General features: G+C 70.9%; 21 protein-coding genes. 6 read left to right on the top strand and 15 right to left on the bottom strand.

Annotation, left to right across the window (positions count from 1 at the left end; genetic code table 11):
* From CXY76_RS10005 to CXY76_RS09985, 5 genes are read right to left on the bottom strand one after another with little or no spacing between them, the layout of a single operon-like run.
* Complete coding sequence (locus tag CXY76_RS10005; protein ID WP_104164084.1) at nt 1–486, bottom strand: MepB family protein; 486 nt, start codon at nt 484–486, stop codon at nt 1–3.
* On the bottom strand, nt 486–1,574 hold the full coding sequence (locus tag CXY76_RS10000) for a sulfate/molybdate ABC transporter ATP-binding protein (protein WP_104164083.1): 1,089 nt from the start codon (nt 1,572–1,574) through the stop codon (nt 486–488). Before CXY76_RS10000 ends, CXY76_RS10005 begins: the two co-directional genes overlap by 1 nt.
* On the bottom strand, nt 1,571–2,365 hold the full coding sequence (locus CXY76_RS09995) for an ABC transporter permease (protein WP_104164082.1): 795 nt from the start codon (nt 2,363–2,365) through the stop codon (nt 1,571–1,573). Before CXY76_RS09995 ends, CXY76_RS10000 begins: the two co-directional genes overlap by 4 nt.
* A 4-nt stretch (nt 2,366–2,369) precedes the next feature.
* Nucleotides 2,370–3,158 carry a molybdate ABC transporter substrate-binding protein gene (modA, locus tag CXY76_RS09990; RefSeq protein ID WP_199190267.1) on the bottom strand — a complete coding sequence of 263 codons (789 nt, stop codon included), beginning with the start codon at nt 3,156–3,158 and terminating at the stop codon, nt 2,370–2,372.
* Nucleotides 3,155–3,559 (bottom strand): molybdopterin-binding protein, encoded by a 405-nt coding sequence (locus tag CXY76_RS09985; protein WP_103461285.1) that lies wholly within the window; start codon nt 3,557–3,559, stop codon nt 3,155–3,157. The genes modA and CXY76_RS09985 overlap by 4 nt, the downstream gene beginning before the upstream one ends.
* A 134-nt stretch (nt 3,560–3,693) precedes the next feature.
* Here CXY76_RS09985 and CXY76_RS09980 point away from each other — a divergent pair, with 134 nt between their 5' ends.
* Nucleotides 3,694–4,083, top strand: coding sequence for a helix-turn-helix domain-containing protein (locus CXY76_RS09980; protein WP_104164080.1), 390 nt, complete (start codon nt 3,694–3,696; stop codon nt 4,081–4,083).
* Nucleotides 4,080–4,631 (top strand): cysteine hydrolase, encoded by a 552-nt coding sequence (locus CXY76_RS09975; RefSeq protein WP_104164079.1) that lies wholly within the window; start codon nt 4,080–4,082, stop codon nt 4,629–4,631. The genes CXY76_RS09980 and CXY76_RS09975 overlap by 4 nt, the downstream gene beginning before the upstream one ends.
* Here CXY76_RS09975 and CXY76_RS09970 read toward each other — a convergent pair.
* Entirely contained in the window at nt 4,628–4,876 is a 249-nt protein-coding gene (locus CXY76_RS09970) for a hypothetical protein (RefSeq protein WP_104164078.1), read from the bottom strand. The genes CXY76_RS09975 and CXY76_RS09970 overlap by 4 nt on opposite strands.
* Nucleotides 4,873–5,865, bottom strand: coding sequence for an epimerase (locus CXY76_RS09965; protein ID WP_104164077.1), 993 nt, complete (start codon nt 5,863–5,865; stop codon nt 4,873–4,875). The genes CXY76_RS09970 and CXY76_RS09965 overlap by 4 nt, the downstream gene beginning before the upstream one ends.
* Before the next feature lie 110 nt (nt 5,866–5,975).
* Between CXY76_RS09965 and CXY76_RS09960 the strand changes: the two genes are divergently transcribed.
* A complete protein-coding gene (locus CXY76_RS09960) occupies nt 5,976–6,425 on the top strand; it encodes an SRPBCC family protein (RefSeq protein ID WP_104164076.1) in 450 nt (149 codons plus the stop codon).
* Nucleotides 6,426–6,451: 26 nt separating this feature from the next.
* Here CXY76_RS09960 and CXY76_RS09955 read toward each other — a convergent pair whose 3' ends face one another.
* On the bottom strand, nt 6,452–6,949 hold the full coding sequence (locus CXY76_RS09955; protein WP_233199687.1) for a ClbS/DfsB family four-helix bundle protein: 498 nt from the start codon (nt 6,947–6,949) through the stop codon (nt 6,452–6,454).
* 60 nt (nt 6,950–7,009) lie between these two features.
* Entirely contained in the window at nt 7,010–8,602 is a 1,593-nt protein-coding gene (locus tag CXY76_RS09950; RefSeq protein ID WP_146073422.1) for a sodium:proton antiporter, read from the bottom strand.
* A gap of 98 nt (nt 8,603–8,700) precedes the next feature.
* Between CXY76_RS09950 and CXY76_RS09945 the strand changes: the two genes are divergently transcribed.
* Nucleotides 8,701–9,054 (top strand): VOC family protein, encoded by a 354-nt coding sequence (locus CXY76_RS09945; protein ID WP_104164074.1) that lies wholly within the window; start codon nt 8,701–8,703, stop codon nt 9,052–9,054.
* Between the two features lie 4 nt (nt 9,055–9,058).
* Here CXY76_RS09945 and CXY76_RS09940 read toward each other — a convergent pair whose 3' ends face one another.
* Nucleotides 9,059–10,291 carry an RNA polymerase sigma factor gene (locus CXY76_RS09940; protein ID WP_104164073.1) on the bottom strand — a complete coding sequence of 411 codons (1,233 nt, stop codon included), beginning with the start codon at nt 10,289–10,291 and terminating at the stop codon, nt 9,059–9,061.
* Between the two features lie 27 nt (nt 10,292–10,318).
* The gene (locus tag CXY76_RS09935; RefSeq protein ID WP_104164072.1) at nt 10,319–10,744 is read right to left on the bottom strand and encodes a YciI family protein; all 426 of its coding nucleotides are present in this window, start codon (nt 10,742–10,744) and stop codon (nt 10,319–10,321) included.
* Between the two features lie 171 nt (nt 10,745–10,915).
* Here CXY76_RS09935 and CXY76_RS09930 point away from each other — a divergent pair, with 171 nt between their 5' ends.
* Both CXY76_RS09930 and CXY76_RS09925 read left to right on the top strand, forming a co-directional pair.
* Complete coding sequence (locus CXY76_RS09930) at nt 10,916–11,302, top strand: PadR family transcriptional regulator (RefSeq protein WP_233199686.1); 387 nt, start codon at nt 10,916–10,918, stop codon at nt 11,300–11,302.
* Complete coding sequence (locus tag CXY76_RS09925; RefSeq protein WP_104164070.1) at nt 11,299–12,018, top strand: hypothetical protein; 720 nt, start codon at nt 11,299–11,301, stop codon at nt 12,016–12,018. The genes CXY76_RS09930 and CXY76_RS09925 overlap by 4 nt, the downstream gene beginning before the upstream one ends.
* Here CXY76_RS09925 and CXY76_RS09920 read toward each other — a convergent pair.
* Genes CXY76_RS09920 through CXY76_RS09905 form a run of 4 tightly spaced genes read right to left on the bottom strand, consistent with a single transcriptional unit; the run spans nt 12,015 to nt 16,586 of the window.
* Nucleotides 12,015–12,830, bottom strand: coding sequence for a hypothetical protein (locus CXY76_RS09920; RefSeq protein ID WP_104164069.1), 816 nt, complete (start codon nt 12,828–12,830; stop codon nt 12,015–12,017). The genes CXY76_RS09925 and CXY76_RS09920 overlap by 4 nt on opposite strands.
* Entirely contained in the window at nt 12,827–13,984 is a 1,158-nt protein-coding gene (locus CXY76_RS09915; protein WP_104164068.1) for a cysteine protease StiP family protein, read from the bottom strand. Before CXY76_RS09915 ends, CXY76_RS09920 begins: the two co-directional genes overlap by 4 nt.
* A complete protein-coding gene (locus CXY76_RS09910) occupies nt 13,981–15,399 on the bottom strand; it encodes a phosphoribosyltransferase domain-containing protein (protein ID WP_104164067.1) in 1,419 nt (472 codons plus the stop codon). Before CXY76_RS09910 ends, CXY76_RS09915 begins: the two co-directional genes overlap by 4 nt.
* Nucleotides 15,396–16,586 carry an HpcH/HpaI aldolase/citrate lyase family protein gene (locus tag CXY76_RS09905; RefSeq protein WP_104164066.1) on the bottom strand — a complete coding sequence of 397 codons (1,191 nt, stop codon included), beginning with the start codon at nt 16,584–16,586 and terminating at the stop codon, nt 15,396–15,398. Before CXY76_RS09905 ends, CXY76_RS09910 begins: the two co-directional genes overlap by 4 nt.
* Nucleotides 16,587–16,589: the final 3 nt, after the last annotated feature.

Raw genomic sequence — 16,589 nt, 5'->3', positions numbered from 1 at the left:
TCACTGGCCGGTGAGTATCCGCAGCCGGTCGAGATCGAACCCGTCGCCGGTGTCGAGGAAGTACGCGCCCTGCCACTTCTGGGTGCGGATGGCCTGGGCATTGTCGGTGGGGGACCACGGCGGGTAGACCCTGAAGCCCCGTTTGCCGCCGGCGCCGGCCACCGAGGTGATGCCGTGGCGCACCAGCGCCGACCGGGGGAAGACGAACTGGCCGGCGTTCTGGCCCTCCGTGGTGGTGATCACCAGCAGGTCGACGTCGTCGGCGGGGAACGGTTCCGTGGGTCCGGCGGTCGAGCGCCGCCAGACGGCGACGAACAGGCCCACTTTGGTCGGGGTCAGCTTGCCGACCCGCAGCCGCACGGTCCGCGCCCCGATCCGGGTGAGCGCGGCGCCGTACTCGTCGTTGTCGGCCTCGGCGACGGCCGGCTGTGGGCTGTCGCCGAGCAGCGCGAAGAGTCGGATGGCCTGGGCAACTTCTGGATGCATCACGATGGTGCGGACCTTTCGGATCGGCCGGTGGGGTAGACCATCGCGGCGGCAGACGGAATCGAGAACCACAGGGCCGAGCCCACGGCCGCATCGAGCCCCGCGGCGTCCTTCGGGCTGACATCCGCGGCGAGCAGGGCGCTGCGCGCCCGCACGAAGTCGCCCCGGGGTTCGAGGTCGATCAGCTCGGCGCGCACGCTGGTGCGGGCCGGATCGGCCGGTTCGTCGAACGTCACCGTCACTGCCGCGGGCCTCACCGCGAGGGAGATGGGGTCGCCGTCGGCGCCGGCCGACCCGGCGTCGATGGTGATCGTCGTCGCGGGGTCGGCCACGACCAGGGTGTCGCCCCGCCGGATGCCGGTGATCAGGTTCAGCCCGGCCAGGCCCGCCGCGAACGCGCTGCGCGGGCGATCGAGCACCTCCGCGGGTGTTCCCTGGTCGACGACCCGGCCGTCTTCGATGATCACGACCCTGTCGGCGAGGGTGTACGCGTCGAGCACGTCGTGGGTCACGATCACGGCGCTGCGATCGAAAAGCACGCGGCGGAGCATCCGCCGCACCGCCGGGGCCACCGAGATATCCAGCGCGGCCAGCGGTTCGTCCAGCAGCAACAGGCCGGGGTCGGAGGCCAGCGCCCGCGCCACCGCGATGCGCTGAGCCTGCCCGCCGGAGAGCTCGGCCGGGCGCCGGGCCGCGAGGGCCTCGGCATCCACTTCGCGCAGCCACCGGGTCGCCGTCTGGCGTGCGCGGGTCGCCGGGACACCCGCGCTGCGCGGGCCGAAGGCCACGTTGTCGAGTGCGCTCAGGTGCGGGAACAGCAACGCCTCCTGCGCCAGCAGGGAGACGCCGCGCTGGTGCGGCGGACGCCAGATCCGGCGGCCGCTCCCGGCTGCCGGCAGGTCGAACAACACGGTGCCGTTGAGCTCCGCGCGCCCGGAGTCGGGGGTGACCAACCCGGCGATGGTGCCCAGCAGGGTGGACTTGCCGGCGCCGTTGGGTCCGAGGATCGCGACGGTCTCACCGGCCGCCACGTCCAGGTGCAGGCTCACGTCGCGTTCGGCGACGTGCAGGTCGAGGGAGAAGGTCACGAGAGCGCCCGCGCCCGCCGGCGGGAGGGCTCACCGGTGCGGTGGGCGAGGCTGACGATGATGACGGCCACGACCACCAGCACCAGTGACAGGGCCACGGCGGTGTCGGGGTCGGTCTCCCGCTGCAGGTAGATCTCCAGCGGCAGGGTGCGGGTGGTGCCCTGCAGGCTGCCGGCGAAGGTGAGGGTGGCGCCGAACTCGCCGAGGGCCCTGGCGAACGACAGCACGGCGCCGGAGAGCACCGCCGGCAGCACCAGGGGCAGGGTGATGCGGCGCAGCACCGTGGTGGGGCTCGCGCCGAGGGTGGCGCCGACGGCCTCGTAGCGGCTGCCCACCGTGCGCAGGGCGCCCTCCAGGCTCAGCACCAGGAACGGCAGGGCGACGAAGGTCTGCGCGATCACGACGGCGGTGGTGGAGAAGGCGATCTCGATGCCCAGGAGCTCGAAGGTCTGCCCGAGCAGCCCGCGGCGGCCGAACGTGTAGAGCAGCGCGATGCCGCCCACGACCGGCGGGAGCACGAGGGGGAGCAGCACCAGCGAGCGGAGCACCTTCTGACCCCAGAAGTCGGTGCGGGCCAGCACCAGCGCCATCGGTACGCCGAAGATCACGCATAGCAGGGTGGCGGCCAGCGACGTGCGCAGGCTGAGGAGCAGTGCGGCGACCGAGGCCTCCGAACTGATCAGCGGCACGAACTCCGCCCAGTTCACCCGGAGCACCATCGCCACCAGCGGCAGCAGCACGAAGGCCGCGCCGATACCGGCCATGGCGAAGACCCAGCGGGGAACCGTCATGGGATTACGGCGCCCCGAAGCCCGCGGCACCGAGCACGGCGGCGCCGGTGCCGCCGGTGACGTAGTCCACGAACGCCCGGGCCACGTCGGCGGATGCCGAGCCGGTCACGGGCACGATCGGGTAGGTGTTGACGGCGCCGGCGGACTCGGCGAACTCAATGCCCTCGACGGCGGCGCCCGCGGCGGCCACGTCGGTGACGTAGACCAGGCCGGCGTCCGCTTCGCCCGAGGTGACCTTGCCGAGCACATCGGTGACGGACGATTCCTCGCTCACCGGGGTGAGCGTGACGCCGGCGGTCGCGGCCAGGGCCGTGGCCGCGCGGCCGCAGGGCACCTCGGGGGCGCAGACGACGAGCCTGACGTCGGGGCCGGCCAAGTCGGCGAGGTCGGTGATGCCCGCCGGGTTGCCCGGCGGCACGGCGATGGCCAGGACGTTGGTGGCGAAGTCGACGGGGCTGCCGTCGGTCAGGGACGCGTCCGTGAGCCTGGTCATGTTGGCGGTGTCTGCCGAGGCGAACACGTCGGCCGGGGCGCCCTCGATGATCTGGGTGACGAGGGCGGAGGAGCCCGCGAAGTTCAGCACCACCGTGGTGCCCGGGTGGTCGGTCTCGAAGGACGCGGCCAGGTCGGTGAAGGTGGCCTGGAGCGACGCGGCGGCGTAGACCGTGATGTCGCCCTGGAGGGTGACGGCGGAGCCGGTCGGTGAGCCGGCGGCCGGGGTTGCGCATCCGGTGAGGGCCAGGGTGATTCCGAGTACGATCGCGAGGCCGCGGGTGACGCGGGCCACGGTCAGACTCGCCCCTGGGGGGTTTCGACGATGACCGTCGTGGCCTTCACCACGGCGATGGCGACCGAGCCGAGTTCCAGGCCGAGCTCGCGCACGGCTTCGCTGCTCATCAGTGACACGACCCGGTGCGGGCCGCACTGGATCTCGACCTGGGCCATCACCGTGTCCATCACGATGTCGGTCACGAGGCCCACGAACCGGTTGCGGGCGGACCGGCCGATTCCCGACGGGTCCTCCGGGAGCACCGCGTTCTTGCGCGCCAGCTGGGCCAGCGCCAGACCGTCGACGACCGTGCGCGACGAGGCGTCCTTCGAGCTGGGCAGCACGCCGTTGTCGATCCACCGGCGCACGGTGTCGTCGCTGACACTCAAGAACGCGGCGGCGTCTTTGATGCGTATCTGAGGCATGGGAACCATGCTATCGCCGATTCCGCGGAATGGACCTGCGCCTCGGTCCGTATTCGCGACTGGCGATAGTCGGTCGGCGGGGTGACAGAAGTGCTTACTTTGCGTAAGTACTTGATCCGGCCTAGCCTGTAGCCATGACGCCGGAGATCGCTCAGTCCGCCGAGTGGGCCGACCCGGTTGCCACGTCGCGCGAAGTGCTGGAACACGCGACCGGCCGCTGGGGCGCACTCACCCTCGCGGCATTGATCGATGGACCGTTGAGGTTCGCCCAACTGGGCCGGGCGGTGCGGGGAATCTCGGACCGAATGCTGGGGCAGACGCTGCAGCGGCTCGAGGGGCACGGGCTGGTGTCGCGAACACAGCACTCCACCGAGGCGCTCCGGGTGGACTACGCCCTCACCGACCTCGGCCGCCCCGTCGCCCTGAGCGTGCGCGCCCTGATCGACACCATCCGCGACCAGCTCCCCGGCATCCTCGAGCATCACCACCGCCAACCCGCCCCGCCCCAAGGAGAATCCCTGTGACCATCACCGCTCTCGACAGCACGACCGCCCTCATCGTGATCGACCTGCAGGCCGGAACGCTCGGCGGCCCTACCGCGCATCCGGCCGAGGAGATCGTCGAGCGCGCCGCCGAACTGCTCGCAGCGTTTCGCGAGCATGAGCTGCTCGTGGTGCTGGCGAACGTCAACGGCACGCCGGCCGGCCGCACCGAGTATGGCGCGGGCGCCCGGGAGTTCCCGGCGGCGTTCAGCGCCCTCGTGCCCGGTCTCGACCAGCAGCCCACCGACGTCACCGTCACCCGCGCCACCTGGAGCGCCTTCGCGGGCACCGACCTCGACGCCGTGCTGACCGAGCGGGGCATCACCCAGATCGTGCTGGCGGGCATCGCGACGAGCCTCGGCGTGGAGTCCACGGCCCGCGATGCGTATGACCGCGGCTACACCGTGACCCTGGCGGTCGACGCCATCACCGATCGCAGCGCGGATGCCCACACCACGAGCGTGGTCGGCGTCTTCCCGGCCCTCGGCCAGTGCGGCACCGTGGCGGAGGTCATCGCGCTGCTCGCCTAGTTGGACCGACGCTTCCGGCGGCGCCGAAAACGCGGCTTCGCGCGGGTCGCGACGGCGGGAGGTTCGTCCTCGCCCCGGCGCGGCAGCAGGACGGGCAGGTGAACGACCGACGACGTCGCGGAGCCGGGGCCGGCTCCCAGTGCGTCGAAGATCACCAGAGCCGTTTTCAGGGCCGCCTGGGCGATCGTGCGACCCAGGCGTGCCAGTCGTGCGGTGAGTGCGCCGCGGGCGCGATCCCCGGTCACTGTCGTGCCGTTCGCGTGGCCACATCGGCGATGGCGGGCTCAAGGTCTGGCCAGAGGAACCGGTATCCGGCGGCGACCAGGCGTTCCGGCTCCACCCAGCGGCTCTTGAGCACCAGCTCGGGTTCGGTGCGCAGCAGCCACATGGCCGGTTCAAGCATCCAGCGGAACGCCGGCAGGCCGAGCCTGGCGCCCACACTGCGGCGCAGCGTCGACATGAGCGTGCGGTTGTCGCTGGGGTGCGGCGCGGCGAGGTTGACCGGCCCGGTGAGTTCGTCGTGGGCGACGATGAATCGGATGGATGCCACGACATCGTCGATGTGAATCCAGCTGAAACGCTGCCGCCCGCGGGAGTGATGCGTCGGCGCCCTGCTGTCGCCGGTCGGCTGGGCGCCGATGCCGCGATAGCGCCGGTGCGGAAACCACCGGCCGTCGACCTGCGGGCCGCCCAGCCCGAAACGGGCCAGGCGCAGGAGAATCGCGGTGGCGGGACCGTCGCCGAGCACGATGGCCATCCGCAGCGCCACCCGCCGGGTCCCGGGCAGGTCGCCGCCGAAGAACTCGTCCTCCCAGTTGCGGGCGATGTCCGCCGAGAAGCCGGAGCCGATCTCGCCGTGGGTCTCGGTCATCGGGCGATCCATCGCGTACCGGTAGATGGTGGCGGTGCTCGCGTTCAGCCACACCCGCGGCGGCCGGACGCTCGCCTCGATGGCCTCGCGAAGCTGCCGGGTGGTGTCGATCCGGGAGCGCAGGATCTCGGTGCGGTTCCGGTCGGTGTACCGGCAGTTCACGCTTGTGCCGGCCAGGTTGATGACCAGCGCGGAACCGTCGATCAGCGCCCGCACGGCGTCGTCGTCGTCCCAGCGCGCGTCGGGCCCGGTGCGGCCGATGCGGGCGACCTCGTAGCCCTGGTCGCGGAGCTCGCGAACAAGCCTCTGGCCGATGAACCCGGATGCCCCGGCTACCACTGCGCGTTCTCTCGTGTCCCCCACGGGCCCCGCCTGCCCCGCCTAGCTCGTGTGGCACTCGCGCGGCCGGGCTCGACGACCCGTGGTCGCAGACTGCGCCGGCGGCGCCATCGGCCCGCTGATAGGTTGGCGCCATGCCGGTCTCCTTCGAATGCAGCACGGAGTCGGTGCTCCACCCCGCACGCCTGTTCGATCTCGCGCGCGATGTCTCCGCGCACACCGAATCCATGTCCAGATCACGGGAGAGCGCGATCGGCGGGGTCCGAAGCGGTCTCATCGGCCTCGGCGAGGAGGTCACCTGGCGCGCCTGGCACTTCGGGCTGCCCCTGCGCATGACCAGCAGAATCACCGCGATGAGTCCGTCATCCAGTTTCACCGATGAGCAGATCCGGGGGCCTTTCCGTTACTTCAGGCATGAACACCTGTTCACTCCGCGGGGAACGGGCACCCTCATGATCGATCGGGTCGCCTTCGCGGCGCCGCTGGGGGTGCTCGGCCGGGCGGCCGAGAGCCTGTTCCTCGCGAACTACCTGCGCAGGATCATCGAACAACGAAACGTGTACCTCGCGAGCATCGACTCCTAGCTCGCAGTTCCTGGCGCGCAGTGGGCTCAGAGGGTTCTCAGCCACGCGCGGATGCGGCCCCGTGCGTTCAGGTACGGGGAGGAGGTGTTCAGGGAGATCATCCGGCCCATCGTGTAGGTGCCGTACCAGGCGCGGCCGTAGAGCTCATCGTCGGAGTACCCGTCGACCAGCGCCACGACGGCCTGATTGGCCCTGGCCAGCCGGGAGCGCAACTCGCTCCAGGACTCATCCCGATGCTCGGAGTAGTACCGCTGGGCGAGCGCGCCGAGCTCGTTCCAGGCGGCGCCGGCCGCCGGGAACTCGTCGGGCAGGCTCGCCGACCGACGCTCGTGCCAGAGAAGCACCTGCTCGTTCCAGCCGATCAGATAGGCAACGAGGTCGGCGGGACTCATCGTCGTGTTCTTGGCATGGCCGGCGAGCACGGGTTCGCGGGCGAGTTCCGGCGGCACCCTGTCGAGGTCGGTGTTGAGCGACGAGAAGGTCGTCTCGATGGCCAGGAGAAGGTCTGCTTTCGAGACAGGCACCGCCACCGACAGCCTCCTCCGATTCACCCCGACTATAGCGGGCGAGCGGATGCGCGTGCGCTAGTCGAGCAGCGGTGTCACCCCGGCCTGCAGGGCATCGAGTTCGCTCCGCACGTCTCGGGCGCTGCCCGGGTAGACCTGCCGGGCCCGAACCGCCGCGGTGAGGGCGGCCCGCTGCAGGTCGAAATACTCGCCATCGGTGGTGTCGGTCCGGCCGGCGACCGCGGCGGCGGCCACGGCGCGGGCCTCCGCCCGGCCCTCCTCCACCTCGGCGTCTTCGGCGCTGGTGTCGATCCGCAGGGTCTTGGCCAGCAGCGGCAGCGTCGATCCCTGCAGCAGCAGGGTGCCGACGGCCACGATGAACGCAACGGTCTGGATGATGGTGCGGCCGGGGAACGGCGCCCCGGAGGCGATGGTGAGCGGGATGCCGCCGGCGGCGGCGAGGGTGATGATGCCGCGCATGCCGGTCCAGGAGACGAGGAGGTTCTCCGCGGGGGTCAGCACCGTGACGTGACCGCGGTCCCTGCCGCCCTGCCGCCCCAGCGGACCGGTCCGGCCGCCGCGCCCGGGTCCGCCGCGCCCGCGCCGACGACGCCGGGCCAGGGGATCGAGGGAGGCGGCCATCCGTCTGGCGTAGATCAGCAGCGCGAGTTGGGCGCGGCCGTAGCTGAGGTATACCCAGGCGAACCGGCAGAGGATGACCGCGAGCAGCACGATCAGGCCCAGGCCGATGGTGGACCAGGTGGGGGTGCTCGAGCCGGCGAGGTCTTCGAGCACAAACCTGAACTGCAGGCCCATGTAGGCGAAGACGAAGGCCTCCAGGATGAGGTCGACCACCGGCCAGAGCGCGGCCTCCTGCAGCCGGGTGCGGTAGGCGGTGGAAGGCTGGGCGGACTTTCTGCGGCCGAAGGAGGACAGGCTCACGGTGAAGCCGGCCGCGACGACGGCGATGATGCCGGAGGCGTGCAGTTGCTCGGCCGCGACGTAGGCCAGGAACGGCACCAGCAGGTTCAGCCCGCTCTCGATGGTGGGGTTGCCCACCCTGGCCCGCACCCCCACGACGACCCGGCCGACGATGACACCGAGGATCAGCCCGATCGCGGCCTCCCAGCCGAAGAGCAGGAACGGGTTCTCGATGAACTCCCGGTCGCCGGTGACCGCGGCCACGGCCACGGCGAACAGGGTCAGCGCCGCCGCGTCGTTGACGAGGCTCTCGCCGGTGAGGATGGAGATCGTGCGCCGCGGCAGGCCGATCTCCCGGCCGTGGCTGACGGTGGTGACCGAGTCCGGCGGTGAGACCACGGCGGCGAGCACGAACGCGCCGGCCAGGCCGAGCTCGGGGGCGATCCACGAGGTGAGGAAGCCGACGACCACGGTGGTGAAGATCACCAGGCCGACGCCGAGGCCGAGGATGCTGCGCAGGTTCTTGAGGAAGGCGAAGAACGAGAAATTCAGCGTGGCCGAGTAGAGCAGCGGCGGGATGACCACCCCGAGAATCAGCTCGGGGTCGAGCTCGAGCCTGGGCAGGCCCGGGATGAACGAGATGGCCGCCGCCAGGGTGACGGTGACGATGCCGGCCTGCAGGCCACGCAGGTGGGCGAAGGCGGCGATGACCAGCGCACCGGTCATCACGAGGAGCAGCTGGACGTCCATGGTGCCTGTCTGGTCGGAATCGGTATCGTGCCAGTCTTCCCTAGAGCGGTCGTGTAAACGAACCTCCGGACCCTGAGCTGCCGTGGCAAGCTGGGGGAATGGAACATGTGCTTGGAATCGGCGGCTACTTCCTGCGGGCCGCGGACCCGGTGGCCTTGACCGCCTGGTATCGCGAGTGCCTCGGCCTGGACGCCGGTGAGAACGGCCTGTGGCAGCAGGAACCCGGACCGACGGTGTTCGCGACGTTCGAGCCCGAGACCGACTACTTCGGCTCTCGTACACAGGGCACCATGCTCAACTTCCGGGTGCGCGACCTCGACGCGATGCTCGCGCAATTGGGCGCCGCGGGAGCGGACGTGGCCGCTGAGACTGAGGACATGGTTGGGGTCGGCCGATTCGGTTGGGTCACCGATCCTGAGGGCAACCGGATCGAGCTGTGGCAGCCCGCCTGAGCGATCACAGGGCGGCGGCCTTGGCCAGCAGCACAGCGCGCTCCCGCGTGTTCGCGGTGAGGGCGGCGGCCGTGACGAACTCCGCACGGGCCTCCTGGCCGCGGCCGAGCCGGGCCAGCAGCTCGCCGCGCACACTGGGCAACAGGGCCGAGCCGCGCAGCGCGCCGGCGTCGGCCAGCTCGTCCACGATCCGCAAAGCGGATGCGGGACCCGTCGCCATCGCCACCGCCACCGCCTTGTTGAGCTCCACCACAGGGTTCGGCGCGATCCGGCCGAGCGCCTCGTAGAGCAGCACGATCCGGGCCCAATCGGTGTCGGCGACGCTCGGGGCGGTGGCATGGCACTCGGCGATCGCGGCCTGCAGGGCGTAGTTGCCCCGGCCGCGGCCCAGCGCGTCGGCGCGGGCGAGGGCGGCCTGCCCCCGGCCGATCTGGGCGTGATCCCAGCGGCCGCGGTCCTGGTCGGCCAGCAGGATGGGCGTGCCGTCGGCGCGCAGCCGGGCACCGAACCTGGAGGCCTGCAGCTCCATCAGCGCCACGAGCGCGTGCGCCTCGGGCTCCCGCGGCATGAGGCCGGCGAGAACCCGGGCAAGCCGCAGCGCCTCGTTCGCGAGGTCGGTGCGCATCCAGTGGTCGCCGGCGGTGGCCGCGTAGCCCTCGGTGAAGATCAGGTAGACCACCCCGAGCACGGAGCCGAGCCGGGCCCGCCACTCGGTCGGGTCGGGCGCCTCGAAGGGCACCTTCGCGGCGGCGAGGGTCTTCTTGGCCCGCACGATGCGCTGCTGGATGGTGGCCACCGGAACCAGGAACAGCCGGGCGATCTCCTCGGTGGTGAGCCCGCCGATCAGCCGCAACGTCAGCGCCACCTGGGCCTCGCGTGCGAGCACCGGGTGGCAGGCGATGAACACCAGGCGCAGCACGTCGTCGTCGATCGGTTCCCCGGCATCCGCGGCGGCGCCGGCGCTCGGCAGGTTGTGGGCCATCGCCCGGTATCTCGCATCGAGGCGCTCGCGCCGCCGCCAGGTGTCGATGGCCCTGCGCTTGGCGACGGCCGTGAGCCAGGCCCCCGGGTTCTGCGGGATGCCCGACTCCGGCCACTGCCTGAGCGCGTCGACCACGGCTTCCTGGGCGAGATCCTCGGCCAGCACCACATCGTTGGTCATCCTGGCCAGGGTGGCGACGATCCTGGCGCTCTCGATGCGCCAGACCGCCTCAACGGTGCGCCGCGGATCGGCCATGATTCCAGCCTCCCGGCCGAGGTCCCGTCAGGCCTGGCCGCTCTCGGCGCGCCAGAGTTCCTGCTGCGCAAGAACCGGGTTGTCGGCCGCCTCACCGAAATCGCTCATCTCGGTGACCCGGCGCACCTCGAGCTTCGACCCTGGCCCGAGCGGGCACCGGCTCGCCCACTGAATGGCCTCCTCCTTCGAAGCGACCTCGATCATCCAGAAGCCGCTGAACAGTTCGTGGGTTTCGCCGTAGGGGCCGTCGGTCACGATGGGCGGGTCGGCCGCGAAGTCGACCACGAAGTTGTCGGCCATGGAGTCGGCGAGGCCGTCGCCGGCGAGCATCACACCGGCCTTGAACAGGGCCTCGTTGTAGGCGCCCATCTTCTCGATGATCTCGTTGATGTCCGCCTTGTCGTAGTCCTGACGGGCCGCTTCGGTCGCGCGCATGATCAGCATGTACTTCATCGGGTTCTCCTCACTTCTCAGGGCGCCGAGTGCGTCCCTCTACATAATGCGTCGAACGGGGCCGGCCTGGATCGACAGGACGGTGAACAAATCCAAGCAGATTTCGCCCGGCGGATCTATGGCCCGGCCCAATGGGTTGACACCCACACTACTTAGACACACAATATAGTCATGACTGCTGACCGACCGGATACCCCTGACCCGATGCCGGGGGAGTGGCCCAGCGACTGGCTGCGCGCGACGCTCGGCCTCCTGGCGCTGCGCGCGCTCGAAGCGGGCCCCTCGTATGGCTACGCGATCATCGCCGAGCTCGAGCGGAACGGCCTGGGCGTCATCAAGGGCGGAACGCTCTATCCCTTGCTCACGCGCTACGAGGCGGCGGGCCTGGTGGCCACCGAGTGGCGACCGGGCGACGCCGGCCCCGGCCGGAAGTACTTCGCCCTGACCGACCGTGGGCGCACCGAACTGCAGCGGTCGCGCACCGACTGGACGCGGTTCACCTGGGCCACCACCAGCTATCTCGACGCCGACCGCCCCAACAAGGAGAACCTCGCATGAAGACCAGCACCCCCGACAAAAAGTGGTTCGACGACCTCATCGTTGAGCTCCGGCTGCGCCAGGTCAACGGCCCCGCTATCGGCGATACCGTCGCGAGCGCCCGGGAGCTGCTCGCCGACACCGGGCAGGATGCGCAGGACGCCTTCGGGCCCGCTCGCGACTACGCCGCGTCGCTTGAGTTGCCCCGTGACGATCGGGGCCTGTGGCGGGGTGCCGCCCTGTGGTCCTCGCTGGCCGGGCTCATCGTTTTCCTCACGTTCACGCAGGCCCTCGTGCCCTGGGCGAGGGGCGAGCCTCTTCTGTTCTCTCCCGCCCAGCTGGCGCTGTTGGGAGTGACAGTGCTTCTCATCGCCCTACTGCCGCTCTACCTCACCGCGGCCATCCGGCATCCGTGGCTGCTCGGGCTGCTCTTCGCGATCGGCGGCGCCGCTGGATTCCTCTCGTCCGTCGTGGCGCCCGAGACGGTCGACGAGGCCTGGCTGGTGCTGGCCGCCGCGCCGTGGCTGGCCGGCAGCGCGGCAGCGATGGTTCTCGTCTCGCTCGGCAACACCATCCGCGTCTTGCGGCGCGGCAGCGTCGACGACATCACCGACCCGCTGCAGGCGCCCGCCTCAAGGCGCAAGCGCTCGGGCCTCGTGCTGGCGCTGGTCACCGCATGGCTGTTCCCGCTCTTCGCGGGGCTGATGTTCGCCCTGGTGACCGTGTTCCTGCGTTAGGGGCCGAAGGCCTGCCGGGTGATGGAGAGCAGCAGTTCCTCCCCGGCCAGGATGCCCCGCGTGTTGGTCACCGCCAGGTTGTGCCTCGTGAATGCCGCGTCGTGCAGCTCGCCGTGGGCCGGGCGGAAGGCGAAGTGCGCCTCCTCCAGCATGCGCTGGTCGAGGAGCGAGTCGCCGGCGGCCAGCACCGTGGGTGAGCCGAGCCGGCGGTGCACCTCGGCCACGGCGGCGCTCTTGTTCACGGCCTCCGGCACGCAGTAGAGCTTGCGCCCCTGCACGGATACCGTCCAGCCGAGCGCCCGGCACCGCTCGTGCAGCCCGGCGATCCAGTCCGCGGGCATCGCCTCACGGTCGATGATCGCGTAGGTGAACAGGTCCTCCGCGGTGTGCACCCGCACGATCCAGCCCGCCGCGGCCGGGTCCTCGAGCAGGGACCTGACCTCGGCCAGCGGAGCCGCTTCCGCGCCCAACCGTGTCTGCAGGGTGCGTGACCACGCCGGATCGACCTCACCGTCGACCAGGATGGTGCCGCCGTTGGTGGTGATGGCGAAGCGTGGCACGGGCCCCGGCAGCTGCACCCGGCTGTACTGGGCCACGGTGCGGGTGGTGACCGGCACGAAGGTGGCCGCCGCGGCGAGCTCGATCAGAAGCTGCTCGGCGGCGCGGGTCATGTAGGAGATCGGCACGCCGTTGTAAACCTCGGAGACCACGATCGGGGGCGCCTGGGCGTCCGGCGTCTCGAGCCAGAAGGCGCGCGACGAGTAGATCAGGGTGCGGTCGAGATCGCAGGCGACCAGGGGCAGGCCGGTCACTGGGCAGCCTGAATCCCGTGGCCGGGTCGGATGAGCCCCACGCAGCTGTACGGCAGGTCAGGCACGACCTCGATCGGCACGCCGCGCTGCTCGGCCAGCAGCAGCACGTGCGCGACATCCGCCACGGCATCCGCCCGCACCAGCACCTTCCAGGGAACCCGGCGCAGCAGCACCCGGGTGGTCTCGCCGACCCCCGGCTTGACCAGGTTCACGTCGTTGATGCCGTACTCGGTGCTGATCTGCTCGACCGCTTTCCAGCCGACCCACGACGGGGTGCGGTCCTCGGTGCCTGCCGCCGCGACCCCGGCGGCGACGTCGTCGGCGACATCGGTGAAGTAGCCGCAGACGGTGTCGAGAAAGTCCCTCGAGACGTCGTTGTGGCTCAGCTCGGCGTAGAACTTGGCGCCGTGGAACTCGTCCTCGCCGATCAGGTCCCGGTTGAAGACGGTGCGGGACACGAGCCCGGACACCGTGGAGTTCAAACAGGCCGACGGGATCAGGTAGTCCTCGCGGGTGCCGTGGATGGTGACGCAGTGCCCGGGGTCGGCCAGCACCGCCAGGTCGTCCCCGAAGAACACGCCGTCGGTCTGGCCGAACAGGGCGATCGCCGCGGACAGCTCCCGCGCGATGGCGCCCTTGCCGGTCCAGCCGTCGACGAAAATGATCTGCTCAGGTTCGTGGTGCACGGCGAGGTAGCGCAGCGCGGTCTGGTCCAGCCCCACGCCGCGCACGATGCTCATCGTGTAGTGCGGCACGTCGATCCCGCGGGCGTGTTGGGCCCAGCGCCGCATCAGGATGCCGATCGGGGTGCCGGCCCTGGCGAGGGAGACGAACACCGGCCGGTTGCCGCGGGCGGCGAGGGCGAGGTCGGTGACGACGCCGACGGCGACCGCGAGCCGGCGGCCGGAGCGTTCCAGGGCCTCCCGGTAGAGGGCCTCGTATTCCGGCGACGGGAGGTATTCGATGGGCAGCGACTCGGCGTAGTTCGCCGCCCCGGTCTGGATGGCGTGCTCGCGCTCCTCGGCCGGTGCTTCGAGGGCGGCGCCCTGCAGGTCCTGCAGCAGCCAGCTCACGTCCTCGGCGGCGTACGAGCCGAAGGCGGGGCCGCTGAGCGGATGCGGCAGCACGGCCGCGGTCGGGAGAGAGCTGGTCACGGGGCGGGTATCCCATCGGTGGGGGCTGACGCGGTCAGAAGCACGACCACGATGCGGTCGCTGACGCGGCGGAGGGCCTCGAGCACGCCGTCGGCGCCGTCGAGCCCGGCCGGGTCGGTGCCGGGTTCCGGCATGAACACCACGGTGCCGAAACGGCGGCCGGAGGCGGTGAGATTGTAGGCGAAGCGCACCCCGACGCCGTCGGAGGTCGTGTCGTGGCTGCGGAAGCGGATTGCGCTTCTGATGGGGTAGTCGGCCTGATCGAGCGTGGCGATCGGCGACCGGGTGCTGGTGGAGAACCTCACCGACAGCGGCGCTGCGGCGCGCTCCAGCTCGGCCGCGGTCAGCATCGGTAGGGCGATGAATTCCTCCGAGCCCAGCACCAGGACCCCCCGGTCGCCGGCAGCCGGCGTTCCGGTGGGGAGCAGGGTTGCCACACGATCGGCGATCGCCGTCGCGACGGCGGTGTCGGCGGGCGCGGTGGTGCCGAAGCGGGCGCTCCGCAACGGTGGCAGGTCGGTGCAGTCGAGCAGGCGCACCTCGCCGGCGACGGCGGGCGCCGGGGGGACTGCGGGCATCGACTCGATCATCCGGCCGGCGCGGGGGAGCACGTCGGCGGGGAGCCCGATCGAGCCGGCGGCCAGGCAGACCACGGAGATGCGGGTGCCGAGCGTTGCCGCCAGCTCGTCGAAGCGGCCGAGGTCGGCGGGCGAACGCAGGTCGATCAGGGAGGCGATCACCCAGTGCCGTTGCGGGACGAGGGCCTGGAGCGCTGTGATCGTGTTGATCACCGTGGTGCCGGTGCTCAGTTCGTCGTCGACCAGGATCGTCGTGCCGCCCGCCCGCAGCCAGTGCGGGTCGGAGGGCAGCAGGGCGTGGTCGGTGGCGTGGGAGTGTTCCTCAGCGAAGCCGGCGAAGGACGTGGCCCCGGCCGGGGCGTGCCGGGTCGAATGCAGGTAGTAGGCGCCGAGGGCGTCGGCGACGAGCTGGCCGAGACCGGTCGCCGTCTCGGCGTAGCCGAAGGTCACGACGCCGGGTCGCGGTGTCGTCGCGGCGCGGACGTCGCGGCGCAGGGTGGTGAGGTCGCGGTGGGCCCGCTCCAGGGTGTCCGCATCCGTCGGATCGGTCTGCTCGGCCAGCCGGGCCACCAGGACGGCGAAACGGTCGCCCAGCTCGCGCGCACCCCCGGGGCCGGCGTCGCCGACGACGCCGGACACGAGGAGGCCGAGCAGCTCTCCGGCCGCCAGGGCGATGCCGGGCGCCGTCGGGACGTGCTTGGCGAGCACCGTGGAGACCAGCAGATGGGCGCGTTTGGGGTTGCGGCGGAGAGCGATGCCGACGAGCTCGTCGACGCCGAGGATGCTCCGGTCGGAATCGGTGAGCACATGGATGTCGAGGGCCGTCGCCACCGTCACCGCATGCTCGCTTCGAGGAGGTCGACGAAGGTGGTGTCCTCCGAGGCGACACCGAAGGCCTCGGCGCGCAGCATCGTCTTGTGCGCCCACGCGGAGTGCGGCTTGGCCTCGTTCATCTTGTTGCCGTAGGGGGATGCGCTGGCGCCGCCACCCACATTGTCGAGAATGACCGCGGCGTCGAGGTACTCCTCGTGGCTCACGACCGACAGGGCGTGTACAACCGACACGTGGGTGGGATGGATCACCGTTTTGCCGAGGAGACCGTTGGCCTGGTCGAGGGAGATCTCACGGATCAGCCCGTCCAGGCCGCCGAGCATCAGCCGGTGCCGCAGTTCCCGTTCGTTGGCCTCGACGAAGGGGGTGAGGCGCAGCTGAGGGCGGAGGATGCGTTCGGTCGCGTAGTGCTCCCAGACGGTTCCGGTGATCACAAAACTGTCGTCGGAGCGGCCCAGCACGTTCACGATGTCGGAGATCATCGAGGCGACCACCTTGACGTCGTACACGGTGAGGTCGCGCGAGCGGCGCAGCCCGAACGCGCTGGACAGGTCGGTCGCGCCGATGCGCGCGGCCAGCACGTCCTCGCGGTTGTCGTGCAGGATCTCGCGGATCGAGGAGAGCGCCGAGGTGCGCGTTTCGCTGTGGATCATGCTCGGCGACTCCAGGATCGGCATCAGCCGCAGCCGCTTGCCGCCCTGCGAGCCGTCGGCGCCCCAGTGGCGCTGGATGTCGCGGAGCGCGACGAAGAACGCCTCGCCGTAGCCGGTCTCGTTTTCGAACTTGGGGACCACGAACCCGCTCAGCAGGTCGAGGCCCGCACCGCTGGACTCGGCCACCCGCCGCATCTGTTCCGGGGTGCGCACCCGCACGAAGAGCAGCGGGAGGGCGATGTCCGGCTGGTCCAGCGACAGGCGGTGCAGGGTTGTGATCGCCTCGGCGACGTTGATCTCGGCGGCCGCTACGGCGCTGTCGGCGATCGAGTCCTCAAGGCAGAGCACCATGCTGACGCAGCCGCGCGCGGCCTGTTTGACGACGTCGTCGGCGATCGCGGGACGGTCGCCGGGGCAGTAGAGCGTGGCGCCGAGGAACGCCGCGAGCAGCGGTGCGGGCGAGTCGACCGCTATCTCCTGCGGCTGCCGGTGGAAGAGCTCACCGGCTTGGGAGCTGTCGAGGAATGCGAAGTGGCGCATGGT

This window comes from Cryobacterium sp. N22 (assembly GCF_002929555.1).
GTDB lineage: Bacteria > Actinomycetota > Actinomycetes > Actinomycetales > Microbacteriaceae > Cryobacterium.
Note: the sequence above shows the minus strand (reverse complement) of the source record. Positions and strands in the feature narration are given on the sequence as shown.